This is a genomic window from Streptomyces pacificus, assembly GCF_011766325.1.
In the GTDB taxonomy this organism is placed as follows: domain Bacteria; phylum Actinomycetota; class Actinomycetes; order Streptomycetales; family Streptomycetaceae; genus Streptomyces; species Streptomyces pacificus.
In genome coordinates, this window is sequence record NZ_BLLG01000030.1 from 1 (window position 1) to 12,566 (window position 12,566).

A 12,566-nucleotide genomic window follows, 5' to 3' on the forward strand; every position below is an offset into this window, starting at 1 on the left:
TCGGTCCGGGTGGTGCGCTGTCCGCGCTGGTCGCCGGGGAGGGTGCGGACGCGTCGGCGGTGGCGGTCCCGCTGCTGCGGGGGGACGGGCCGGAGGAGACGGCCGTACTGACCGCGCTCGCCGGGCTCCATGTCCGCGGCGCCGATATCGACTGGACATCGTTCTACCCCGGCGGCACACACATCGACCTGCCCACCTACCCCTTCGAACGACACCCCTACTGGCCGAAGGCCGCCGAAGGCAACAGCGACGTCAGGGCCGCCGGACTCGACTCCATCGGACACCCGCTGCTCGGCGCCGCCGTCGAACTCGCCGACGGCGAAGGCGTCGTCTTCACCAGCAGGATCTCCCTGCGTACCCATCCCTGGCTCGCCGACCACGTGATCATGGATCGGATTCTGGTGCCCGGTGCCGCGCTGGTCGAGCTGGCGCTGCGGGCCGGCGACGAGGCCGGCTGCGACACGGTGGAAGAGCTGACGATGGCGGCGCCGCTGGAGCTTCCCGGCCGGGGCGGCATACAGCTCCAGGTCGCCGTCGGCAGCCCCGACGGCGACGGGCGGCGCGAGGTGACGGTCTACTCGCGGCCGGAGGATTCGGATCTGCCGTGGACCGAGAACGCCATCGGTGTCCTCGCCGCGGGCGGCCCGACCACCCCGTCCGCTCCCGCCCTCGGCACCACCGAGTGGCCGCCTGCCGGTGCCGGAGCCGTCGACCTCGACGGCGTGTACGAGCGATTCGCCGAGGCCGGCTTCGCGTACGGGCCGGCGTTCCGTGGTCTGCGGCGGGCATGGCGCGAGGGCGGCACCGTGTATGCCGAGGTCTCCCTGCCCGAGGAAACCGAACCGGGCGCGTTCGGTCTGCACCCGGCGCTGCTCGACGCCACCCTCCACACGGCGCTGCTCGGTGGCGGTGAGGGCGGCGGTGAGGGCGGCGGTCCCGCGGGCCTGCCCTTCTCGTGGGAAGGCGTCTCGCTGCACGCCACCGGCGCCGCATCGGTGCGGGTACGAGTGGACCGTGACGAGACCGGGATGCTGGAGATCGCCCTCGCGGACCCGTTCGGCGCCCCCGTCGCTCAGGTGCGGTCGCTGGTGGTGCGGGAGGTCTCCGGGCAGCAGCCGGCGGCCGCCGGTGCCGGGCGAGACTCGCTGTTCACACTGACCTGGACACCGATCGCGGCGAACAACGCCCTCGACGAACCGGTGGCGGTGGCGGGCGAGGACGTCTTCGGTCTCGCCGACGGCTTCGTCGGCGGCCGGGTCCATCCGGATGTCGCCGCCGCGGACGCGGACGTGGTACTCGTCGAGGTCGTCGCACAATCCGCCGATGTCGTGGACTCCGCTCACGCGGCGGTCTCGGACGCGCTGGTGAACATCCAGGAGTGGCTGACGGCTGAACGGTCCGGACGGCTGGTGTTCGCTACTCGCGGCGCCGTCGCCGCGGCGGAGGGGGACCTCCCGGACGTGGTCGGTGCCGCAGTGTGGGGCATGGTGCGTGTGGCGCAGTCCGAACATCCCGGCCGCTTCGGCCTCCTCGACATCGACGACCGCCGCTCGTCGCTCGCCGTGCTGCGCCAGGCCGTCGCGGTCGAGGAGCCGCAGGTGGTCATTCGCGACGGTGAGGTGCTGGCCGGCCGGCTGGCTCCCGCCCAGCGACCGCAGGAGGCACAAGCGGCCCAGCAGCCGCAGGCAACGCGAGAGGCGCAAGAGGCGCAAGAGGCGCAAGAAGCGCAAGAGGCGCAGGGGTGGACGGGCCCCGTGCTCATCACCGGCGGCACCGGTGCGCTTGGCCGGATCATCGCCCGGCACCTGGTCGACAGCCACGGCGTCACCGAACTGGTACTGGCCTCTCGCAGGGGAGAGGCCGATGTCAGCGAACTGGAAGCGGCCGGCGCGACCGTCTCGGTCGTCGCCTGCGACATCGCCGACCGCGATGAGCTGGCATCGCTCCTGACGCGGTACCCGGTCCGCTCCATCGTCCACGCCGCCGGCGTGCTCGACGACGGCACGGTCGAGCAACTGACACTCGACCGCATCGACCCGGTGCTCCAGCCCAAGGCAGACGCCGCGTGGTTCCTCCATGAACTCGCGCAAGACCTGGACCACTTCGTGCTGTTCTCCTCGATCGCTGGCACGCTCGGCAACCCCGGGCAGGCCAACTACGCGGCGGGCAACGCCTTCCTCGACGCCCTCGCCGCCAGGCGCCGGGCCGAGGGGCTCCCCGCCGTCTCGCTGGCCTGGGGCGCCTGGGACACCGGGATGATCACCGCACAGGAGGCGGCACGCATGGCCCGGGGCGGTCTGCCCGCGATCACCGAGGAGGAGGGCGTACGGCTTTTCGACGCGGCGATCGGTACCGGCCTGCCGGTCCTGATGCCGGTCCGCCTTGACCTGGCGCTCCTGCGGGACCTGGGCGAGCCGGCTCCGCTCCTGCGGGGTCTCGTCCGTACGAGGGCCAAGCGCGCCGTCGCCGGCCAGGAGACTGCGGACTCCCTGGTACGCCGTCTCTCCGGGCTCACGGCGGACGGGCGGAGCGCCGCTCTGCTGGAGATCATCCGTGATCAGGTCGCCGAAGTGCTGGGCCACGCCGACGGCGAGGAGGTCGAGCCCGCGCGCCAGTTCCAGGAACTGGGCTTCGACTCCCTCACCGCGGTGGAACTGCGCAACCGCCTCGCCGGCGTCACCGGTCTGCGTCTGCCCGCCACGCTGGTCTTCGACTACCCGACGCCCGGCGACCTGGTCGAGCTGCTGAGCTCGGAGCTGAATCTCGGCGAACCCGCCGGGGCGGCCCCGGCGTTGCTCGCCGAACTCGACCGGATCGAGGCGGTGTTCACGAACGCGGGCGCCGCCCTCGATGAGCGGCTCCACCAGCAGATAGCCGGCCGTCTCGATGTTCTGCGCACCAAGTGGGCGGAAATGGGCAGCGGTGACGCCGGCGAGACCGAGATCGATCTGGAGTCGGCGTCCGACGACGAGATGTTCGCGATGCTCGACACCGAGCTCGGGCTGTAGCCGATCGAACGCCGGGCCGGCCGACCGGCCCGGCTTCCTATGTGAGGAGCACGACGCCAATGACGAAACCCGTGATCGGCATACTGGGACTCGGCTCGCTGGGCGAGGGGCTGGCCCGCGCGTTCGCCGGCAACGGCGCGGAGGTGATCGGCGTCGACCGTGACGCGAACGTGGTCGCCCGCGTCGGGGGCCGTCTGGGGCATCCGCTGCTCGCCCTCGGCAATGATCCGGCCGATCTCAAGCCCGCCGACATCGTGATCGAGGCTGTGCCGGAGGACCGGATGACCAAGGAGGCCGTGCTCGGCCGGCTGGTGCAGCGGTGCGCGCCCGATACGGTCCTGCTGACCACCGCCTCCACCTTCTCGGTGCCCGAACTCGCGATCGCTTCGGGAGCTCCGGACCGCGTCGCCGGACTGCGCTTCTCCCTGCCCCCGCCCGAGGCACACACCGCGATCGTGGTGGAGACCGCCATGGCGCAAGGACGGACGATCGAGCTGGCCCGCCGCGCCGCGCAGTTGGCCGGCACCGAACCCGTCGCCCTGGCCGGCCGGCCGTTTGAGGTTGCCACCGCGCTGGTCTACGCCTGGATGAACCGCACTGTCGCCCTGGCGGCCGAGGGCTACGCGGGTGTAGAGGAGATCGACACCGCGATGAGACTCGGATGCGGTCTGGGGCGGGGCCCGTTCGAGCTCCTCGACCTGATCGGACTGGACACGGTCCGCAACGCGCTCACGGTGCTCGGTGTCCCACCCGCCGGTCTGCTGGAGCGGATGGTGACCGAGGGACGCCTGGGCCGGAAGACCGGTCACGGCTTCCACCGGTACGACGGCGCCGGTGCCCGAGTGCCGGCCGACCGCGTCACCTCCGTCACCGGCACGCCGCGGGAGATCACGCGAGCGGGCGTGGTCGGCTCCGGCACCATGGCGCGCGGTATCGCCGAGGTCCTGGCCGTCGCCGGCATCCCCACCACTCTCGTCGCCCGCACGGTCGACAAGGCCGAGGCGGCCCGGGACGCCGTGGCCGGGTCGCTGGCCCGGTCCGTGAGGAAGGGGCGCATCACGGAGGAGGACCGCCTCGGTATCCTCGCCCGGCTCACCGCGGGTGCCGGCTACACCGGCCTCGCGGACTGCGACGTCGTCGTCGAGGCGGTCGCCGAGGACATGAGCGTCAAGTCCGGTGTGTTGCGTGCGGTCGACGCGCACCTCCGTCCCGGAGCGGTCATCGCCACGACCACCTCCAGCCTGTCCGTCACCGACTGCGCCGAGCACACCGGCCGGCCCCGCGACGTGATCGGCCTGCACTTCTTCAACCCCGCGCCGGTGATGCGGCTCGTCGAGGTGGTGAGCACCCGCCATACCGACCCCGACGTACACGCCACCGCGCATGCACTGGTGGCACGGCTGCGCAAGACGGCCGTCGACTGTGCGGACCGCACCGGTTTCATCGTGAACTTCCTGCTGTTCCCGTACCTCGATGACGCCGTGCGCCTGCTCGCCCGCACCGATGTCACCGTGGCCGAGGTCGACACCGCGGTCACCACCGCATACCCGTTCCCGATGGGGCCGTTCACCCTGCTCGACACGATCGGACTCGATGTGTCGCTGGCTATCATGGACATGCTCACTCCCTTTCAGGGCGCCCCGGCGGAGCCGCTGCGGCAACTGGTCGCCGCAGGCCACTTGGGCCGCAAGAATCGGCGCGGGTTTCGAATGGCCGGACAAATGGAGTGAGATGTGCGCGTGGCCCGGACTAAGCTGGGGGACAGTGCGTGCAGGGCGGTCATCGCCCTATGAGAGGTGGTGGGGACGTCATGGAGCCGGAGGCGTCCGGGGGCGGACGGCACGTCGCGGTCTTAGCCGACCCTGAACACGGGCAGGAACTGCCCATGCTGGCGCTGATCGAGGAACTCGCCCTCCGAGGCCATCGGGTCACCTTCGTCACCGGATCCGAGTTGGCCGCCCGGTTGGCCATTTCGGGTGCGACGGACGGCGTCTGGGACGTGGTGGGGTTCCTCGACGACAGCGCCTCCCCGGTTGCCACGGCGTGCGGGTATTTCGCCGACGGGATGCCCGAGCTCATCATCTACGACAAGACCGCGCATACCGTCGCAGCGGGCCTGGCACCGGCGCTGACCGAGGGGTCCGAGTCGGTCTGCGAGGAACTCGTCGACTTCCTGGACCGCTTCGAGTTGGCGTTTATCTCCGGCAGGCCCGGGTTGTACCAGCTTGTGCTGGCGCGATTGGCGGGCTCGGCCCGGCAGTTCGGTACGGAGTGACGGGGCGGGCGCTCGCCTCGCCACCCCTTGGGGCGAGGCCGATGAGGCGCTTGCCGCCGCAGAAGGATGCGGGGAGGTGCAGCAAGGCCGAGAGGCCGCGAGTGGTGTCCGTGGCAGAGGTCGGGTCACCGGTATCCGGTGGGCCGGGACGTGGCTCGTTGCTCAGACCACGTCGTCCGAGCCACTCGCCGAGCCGCTTGCCGGGCCGAGGGCCGGGGCCCGCGGGCGGGACCGCCGGGCGCAGCTGCCGGCCGGGGTATGGCGGATCGCCGTAAGTGGTGTCTTGTCGGGAGTATCCCGCATCCCGCCACTCCGCGACCGCGTTCCCTCCGGGTGGATCCACAGAATTCCGGTCTCCAGCGGCAAGTGCGCAACAATCGGACTTCACGCGCTCATGCCCGGTTCACCGATCCCCGGCCTTGGCGGCCGGCCCGGTCTTCGCGCGTAGTTTCCGCAGATTTCACTTCGGCCCGCGTCAATGGTCCGCAATCGGGGTGCGCCGTGGCCGAATCGGATCGGTGGACGACCTCCTGGGCTTCGGTGGCCGCCGCCACCTGGCGTGTGGCCTCGCACGCGCTCCGGTACCGGCTGTCCCTGTGGCCCGGCGGGTTCGTCGTGCCGCGGACGCTGGCGACCTGCCCACTCCCATTGAATGGTCGCTTTTTCCTGTATGTCCACGACACTCCATGTCTGCATGCCCCGGGGGACGACGTAAATGATTGGGTAGGTTCATTGACCGTCCGATCTGAATTTCCATACGATCAAGTCTGGTGAGATTCCTCGAATTCCCTCGCCGGAGGGGCTTCCTTTGCCTGCCGGGGAGGCGGGTTGGCTTACCTCGAACCACACTCACGTGAGGACAGCTACGATGCATAGTGCCGCCGCTGGCTTTCTCGAGATGGGCCGGTTCGTCGGTCCGGCAACGGCCTCCGACACGCCCGAAGTGGACGTGTTCAGGACGCTCCTCGACCGGTCCGGTCTGCTCCTGGCGGGCCTCGACCTTCAGATGTGCCTGGTCGAGGCGAGCGACGAGTTCGTCGGGCAGTTCGGCAGCTCCCGTGAGAGCCTGATCGGCGGCAGCTTCTACGAACTGTTACACCCGGGTGTGCACGCTCCGATGCGCAGGCAGTTCACCCGTCTCCTCGAAGGCCGCCGCGAGCGCTTCGTCGAGCACCTGGCCGGTGTCGGACCCCGGCGGACGGTGTTCACCGGGGAGATCACGGGCATCGCCGTGCACAGTCAGTGCCGTGAACTCGTGGGGTTCGTGGTGCTGGTGAACCCGGAGCAGACGGAGCCGGCCGATGCGGTCGTGGTGGACCGCAACCGCATCCTCAGCGAGATCGGTGCCCGCATCCTGGAGGGCATCGCGGGCGGTGAGTCCACGGTGTGCCTCGCCTCACGTCTGTTCCTCAGCAGGCAGGGCGTCGAGTACCATGTGGGGACGATGCTCAAGAAGCTCAAGGCGCCCAACCGCGCCGCGCTCGTCAGCAGGGCCTACAGCCTGGGTGTCCTGACAGTGGGGAGCTGGCCCCCGAAGGTGTCACCCGACTTCGTCAAGTGACCCCCCCGGGCGAGCCTGACCGGGAGACCGGCGCTGGCCCTCCCGCCCCGGACACCGAAGCGCGACCGCCGCCCGAGCCACCGCTCGGCCGAGGAGTCCCGACGCGGAGTCCCGGCACGGAGTCCACCGTTCACCCACCCCGGCCGGGCCGTGCCCGGCCTCCCCCTACTCACCGACCACTCCTATCGGGAACGCCTTGTGCGCCACGCACCCGAAGCGGCCCTCGACCCGAACCGAGCCGGCGCCATCCGCCGCCGAATCGGAGTGCTTCGCCGCAGGCGGCTTTCCCACCCGCTTCAGCGCCGGCCTGCGGGCGGAGTCCGCCACGCGCCACAGCGTCGCCGAGGCTTCCCAGCCGCTCGCTGCCGACAGCGCCGCGGGAGACCAACCCGTGAGGAAGGACGAGAATGCCGGCAGCCGTAGTCGCGGGGCTCGGATCATGGCTCCCGCCTCGAGTGGTCACCAACCATGAGCTGACCCGCAGGCTCGACACCACGGACGAGTGGATCCGCAGCCGTATCGGCGTCACCTCCCGGCACGTGGTCGACCCCGGCACGGCGACATCGGATCTTGCCGTCGAAGCGGCCCGGCGGGCCCTGCGCTCGGCGGGCGTGCCGGCCGCGGGTGGTGTGCTGCTGGCGACCACCACACCCGACCGGCCGTGCCCCGCCACGGCACCCGAGGTCGCGTTCCGTCTCGGTCTCGGCGCCGTACCCGCCTTCGACCTCGCGGCCGTCTGTACGGGGTTCGTCTACGGCCTCGCGACCGGTGCCGGCCTGATCGCGTCCGGAATCCTCGAGTCGCTGCTGGTGATCGGTGCGGACGCCTACTCCACGATCCTCGACCCCGAGGACCGCACCTCCTCCGTGATCTTCGGCGACGGAGCGGGCGCGGTGCTGCTGCGCGCGGGCGATCCGGAAGAGCCGGGCGCGCTGGGCCCGTTCGACCTCGGCAGCGACGGCGAACTCGCGGACCTCATCACCGTGCCCGGGGGCGGCTCACGCCAGCGGTCCTCCCGGACGCCTCCCGATCGCGGTGACCAGTACTTCAAGATGGATGGACGCGCGGTCTTCGGCAATGCCGTCGCTCGGATGGCGGGATCCTCGCAGTCCGCACTGGACAAGGCGGGGCTGCGGACGTCCGATGTGGACCGTGTCGTGGCGCACCAGGCCAACGCCCGCATCCTCGACGCGGTGGCCGCGGAACTGGGAATGGACCGCGAGCGTTTCGTGTCGAACATCGCCCGCGTGGGCAACACCTCCGCCGCGTCCATTCCGCTCGCCCTTGACCACGCGGTGCGCGACGGGGAGCTGAGAGCCGGGCACCGGGTCCTGTTGACCGCTTTCGGGGGCGGCCTCACCTGGGGTTCCACATCGCTGCGCTGGCCCGGGACCGGCCTCCCGGAAGAGCAGTAGGAGGGCCCAAGGGGCGGGCACCCCTCGGCCCTTTGACGAACGGCGATCAGACGGCGACGGCCCTCTCGTCCGGAAGAGGCATGACGCGGTGGAAGATCGGCACGGCGATCACGGCGACCAGCACGTGCATGAACATGAGCGCGAGCACACCCAGCGGATCGGCGCCGTCGAAGAAGAACACCGGTATGTCGGCGAGAAGGGACACCCCGACCACGGCCGGCACCAGTGTGCGCAGCACGGCGCGAGGACGGCGGGAGCGCCTGCGGATCCGCGCCCACACCACCGCGGCCACGATCACGCTGACGGTGGTGACCACCACGTATCCCTTGGCTTGCAGCCCCTCGACCGCCCCGTCATCCGAGCCCAGAGCCTGCGCCGCCCACGACACCACGGCGTTGCCGGCACTGCCCAGCGCGGCCGCTGCGACGGTGCCCAGCACGGCTTTGCCGCGGTTGACCCTCTCCACGGTCATCACACTCCCGTGCGGTTGCCCGGATGTTCCCTGCCGACGATAGGAGCGGCGCACCTGGCGTACGGCAAGAACGCCCACCGGGAGACACCGCCCGGTGGGCGCTGCGCGCTTCGCGTGGTCCCTACCCCGGCGAGGCGCAGGCCCGGCGGGACAGGGCCGCCGAAGTGGCGCGGTGCGCGCAGGCGATACCCGGACCCCTCGTGCTCGCCCCCGCTCTGCGTCCGCCGCGCGCCCTAGGGGAAGCACTAGCAGCCCGCCCGTAGCCTTGGCGTGTCATGTGCAGGACGTGCGATGTCATGACCTGGGGCGCGCCGGGGACGGCTGCGGTGCAGGGTGAACCCGTCGGACGCGAGCCACCTGGCGCCCCGGCCGCAGACCACGAGGAGACCCACCATGGACGAGACGCGTTCCAGGCCGTCGCAACTCCCGCTTCTGACGCTCACCAACGGGTTCATGAGTTTCAAGACCTTCGCCGCCGCCGTCGAGTTGGACGTGTTCACCAAGCTTGCCGACGGACGCACCGTGACCGGGGCCGAGTTCGCCGAACTCATCGGCCTCGGGGAGCGCCCGGCCCGGGTGCTGGCCGCCGCGCTGGTCGCCCTCGAACTCCTCCACAAGGAAGGGGACGGGTACCGCAACGCACCGGTCGCCGAGGAGTTCCTGGTAGAGGGCCGGCCGTACTTCTTCGGCGGCTACCTCCAGTTCTACAACCACGCCATGTACCCGGGGTGGCAGAACGTGGTGCATGCCCTGCGGGCCGACCGGCCGGTGTTCTTGGATTCCGACAGGCAGGACAATGTCTTCGACTCCGCCGAGGACCGTTTCCTGATGGACTTCTTCTGGAACGCCATGCACGCGGTGGCGGGGTTCAGCGCGCACGCCCTGGGGCGCGCCTACGACTTCTCCGGGTTCCGCAGCCTGCTGGATGTGGGCGGCGGGTCCGGCGGCTTCCCCATCGAACTGTGCAGCCAGTACCCCTCCCTGACGGCGACGGTCTACGAGCTGCCCCATGTCTGCGCCATCGCGAGCGAGCGGATCAAGGAAGCCGGACTGGAGTCGGCCATCGGCACCTTCGCCGGCGACTTCTCCCGGGACGCGGCCCTGCCCGGCGGCCACGACGCGATCCTGCTGAGCCAGGTCCTGCACTGTGGCGACGAGCGCTCCAACCGGGAGCTGCTGCGCAAGTGCTTCGATGCGCTGCCCGCGGGAGGCGCGGTCCTGATCTGCGAGCTGCTCCTCAACGCCGAGCGCACCGGACCGGCCGAGGCGGCCCTGATGGGTATGAACATGCTGATGTCGCACACCGGTGGCCAGAACTACTCGGAGGCCGAGTACACGGCCTGGCTGGGCGAAACGGGCTTCATCTCCCCCGAGGTGGTCCGCGTGGAAGCGGCCGGCGCCAACGGTGCCGTCATCGCGTACAAGCCCGCCGGTTGAGAACCGCGGGGTGCGCCCGAGACGCTCCGCCCCCGGCTGCCGCACCTCTGCGCAACCTCCGCTCCGCAGGCCCTGATCTCCCACCCCCGGCTCCCGGCTCCGGCCGGGCTGCCGTGTTCCCCGGAGGCCCCGTGCCCGACGCATCCGCCCCCCACCGCGAAGCACCCAACGACCGGTCAGCCACGGACACCGAGACACCGGTACTGATCGTCGGAGGCGGCGCGGCCGGGCTGACCGCTTCCCTCCTGCTCTCCCGACTCGGTGTGGTCCACGAACTCGTCAACTCCGCCCCGACCACCTCCACGCTGCCCAAGGCGCACCTGCTCAACCAGCGCACCATGGAGATCTTCCGAGGCGTTGGCCTGGCGGACGCCGTGTACCGCCGCGGCACCCCGCCCGAGCACATGTCGCATGTCGGCTGGTACGCCGGCCTGGCGGGCAAAGCCCCGGACCACGGGCGCCGCTGCGCCCGGATCGAGGCGTGGGGCGCCGGCGGCGCCGATCCCGCCTGGTCCGCGGCGAGTGCCTGCCGCACCACCAACCTGGCCCAGTTCCATCTGGAGCCCCTGCTGAGGGCGCACGCCGAGGAACTCGCGCCGGGCTGTCTCCGCTTCGGTCAGGAGGTCACCGCCGTCGAGCAGGACGACAGCGGGGTAAGGGCGGAGATCACCGATCCGGACACGGGTGCCACCCGGCACGTCCGGGCCCGCTACCTGCTCGCCTGCGACGGCGGCAGGAGGGTGGGTCCCGCTCTGGGCATCGGCCTCCAGGGCGCCCCCGACATCGCCCGTATGGTCTCCGTCCATCTGAGCGCCGACCTGTCCCGGTGGATGGACGACCCCGAGGTACTGCTGCGCTGGTTCTGGCTGCCCGAGTCGGGCGTCGGCGTCTCACTCGTCCCCGTGGGGCCCGATCGCTGGGGTCCGCACTCGGAGGAATGGGTCGTCCACTTCGGACAGGCCGCCGACGGCGCAGGCCTGGACGACGAGAGTGCCGTCAAGCACGTGCGTACCGCCCTGGGCATCGATGATCACCCCCTGACCGTCCACCGGGTCACCCGGTGGACGGTGGAGGGCGTGGTGGCCGAAAGGTTCCGTGAAGGGCGCGTCCTGCTGCTCGGGGACGCCGCCCACCGGTTCCCGCCGACCGGCGGGTTCGGGCTGAACTCCGCGGTGCAGGACGCACACAACCTCGCCTGGAAGATCGCCGCGGTGCTCGCCGGCCGAGCCGGGGACGGTCTCCTGGACACCTACGAGGACGAGCGCAAGCGGGTGGCGGTGGCCAACGTCCAGCACTCGGTGAACAGCGCCGTCAACCATCTGCTGGCCCTGCAGACCCTGGGCATGGGCCCGGGCAGCGACCCCGAGGCCAACTGGTCGACCCTGCGCAGGCTGTGGGGCACGGATCCGGACGACGCCGCCTTCCGGGCCGTGGCACGGCGGGCCACGGCTTCGCAGTCGATGGAGTTCGACGCGCTCAACCTGGAGTACGGCTACGCCTACGATGTGACGTCCGCCGTCGTCGGCGACGGCACTCCGCCGCCCGACAACCCCGACCCGGTGCGGGTGTACCGGCCCGGGACACGTCCGGGGCAGCCTCTGCCCCATGCCTGGCTCGAGGACCCCGCGGGCACTCGGGTGGCGCTGATGGACCTGGTCGGTCCGGGTGCGTTCCTCTTGGTCACAGGCAGCGGGGGAGAGGTGTGGAGGGCGGCCGCGCTGAGAGCGGCCGAGCGGCTCGACGTGCCGCTGGACACGGTGTGCGTCGAGCACACCGCGGGCGACTACGTGGATCCCCGGTCCGCCTGGATCGACCGGCGTGGGGTCGGCCCTGAGGGGGCGGTGCTGGTCCGCCCGGACCGCTTCGTGGCTTGGCGCTCGCCCGGCGCATCGCCGGATCCCGAAGCGCACCTGACGGCCGTCCTGAGGCAGATCCTCGACATCGCCGGCTGACGGGCCGATCCTGTCCCGCCGAGCGCCGACCGGGCGAAGTCGCGGGTCACGTTCCGCATCGCCGGGACGACGCGGGGAGCAGGGTGGCAGTCCCCGGCAGGCGTCGGTGGCTCCCGCCGCTGCATCGCTCTGCGGGACACGACCGCCGGCCCTTCGGGTCTGATCTCCCGGAGTCTGCGGAGCGGGCTCGGCTCCCGGACGGCCGGGCGGGCGGGGCGGAGCCCGCGTTCGAGAGGCTGCGCGCCGCGGGAGCGCGAGGGGACTGTCCGGGGTGGGGTGGGGTGGGGCCGCTCAGCCATCTGCGGGCCGATGGCCTTACTTATCCTATATTTTCCCTTTGCCCGGTGTTTAGTGTAGTGCACGCTACAGTTCTCTTGCCTACGAGGCACCGCACAGCGCTCCGACCCGGTCACCTCCTTCGAGCCCGCAACCGCGTCATCGGCTCC

General features: G+C 71.1%; 8 protein-coding genes. 7 read left to right on the forward strand and 1 reads right to left on the reverse strand.

Translation table 11 applies throughout. The features are described from left to right. The 5 genes from SCWH03_RS27220 to SCWH03_RS27240 form a co-directional block, all read left to right on the forward strand. Window positions 1-3,008: type I polyketide synthase (locus tag SCWH03_RS27220; protein ID WP_173267414.1), on the forward strand; the 3,008-nt coding region annotated here is incomplete at its 5' end. A gap of 59 nt (window positions 3,009-3,067) precedes the next feature. Continuing rightward, window positions 3,068-4,738, forward strand: coding sequence for a 3-hydroxyacyl-CoA dehydrogenase family protein (locus SCWH03_RS27225; RefSeq protein ID WP_254077060.1), 1,671 nt, complete (start codon window positions 3,068-3,070; stop codon window positions 4,736-4,738). 155 nt (window positions 4,739-4,893) lie between these two features. Further along, the gene (locus SCWH03_RS27230) at window positions 4,894-5,283 is read left to right on the forward strand and encodes a hypothetical protein (protein ID WP_173267416.1); all 390 of its coding nucleotides are present in this window, start codon (window positions 4,894-4,896) and stop codon (window positions 5,281-5,283) included. A gap of 868 nt (window positions 5,284-6,151) precedes the next feature. Beyond that, on the forward strand, window positions 6,152-6,844 hold the full coding sequence (locus tag SCWH03_RS27235; RefSeq protein WP_254077061.1) for a helix-turn-helix transcriptional regulator: 693 nt from the start codon (window positions 6,152-6,154) through the stop codon (window positions 6,842-6,844). Window positions 6,845-7,251: 407 nt separating this feature from the next. Next, window positions 7,252-8,259 (forward strand): beta-ketoacyl-ACP synthase III, encoded by a 1,008-nt coding sequence (locus tag SCWH03_RS27240; protein ID WP_173267418.1) that lies wholly within the window; start codon window positions 7,252-7,254, stop codon window positions 8,257-8,259. 46 nt (window positions 8,260-8,305) lie between these two features. Here SCWH03_RS27240 and SCWH03_RS27245 read toward each other — a convergent pair whose 3' ends face one another. Further along, entirely contained in the window at window positions 8,306-8,731 is a 426-nt protein-coding gene (locus tag SCWH03_RS27245) for a DUF6069 family protein (protein WP_173267420.1), read from the reverse strand. A 393-nt stretch (window positions 8,732-9,124) separates the two neighbouring features. Between SCWH03_RS27245 and SCWH03_RS27250 the strand changes: the two genes are divergently transcribed. Together SCWH03_RS27250 and SCWH03_RS27255 are read left to right on the forward strand one after the other, a co-directional pair. Continuing rightward, window positions 9,125-10,168, forward strand: a complete 1,044-nt coding sequence (locus SCWH03_RS27250; protein ID WP_173267422.1) for a methyltransferase — start codon at window positions 9,125-9,127, stop codon at window positions 10,166-10,168. 131 nt (window positions 10,169-10,299) lie between these two features. Beyond that, window positions 10,300-12,120 (forward strand): FAD-dependent monooxygenase, encoded by a 1,821-nt coding sequence (locus SCWH03_RS27255; RefSeq protein ID WP_173267424.1) that lies wholly within the window; start codon window positions 10,300-10,302, stop codon window positions 12,118-12,120. Window positions 12,121-12,566 lie beyond the last annotated feature (446 nt).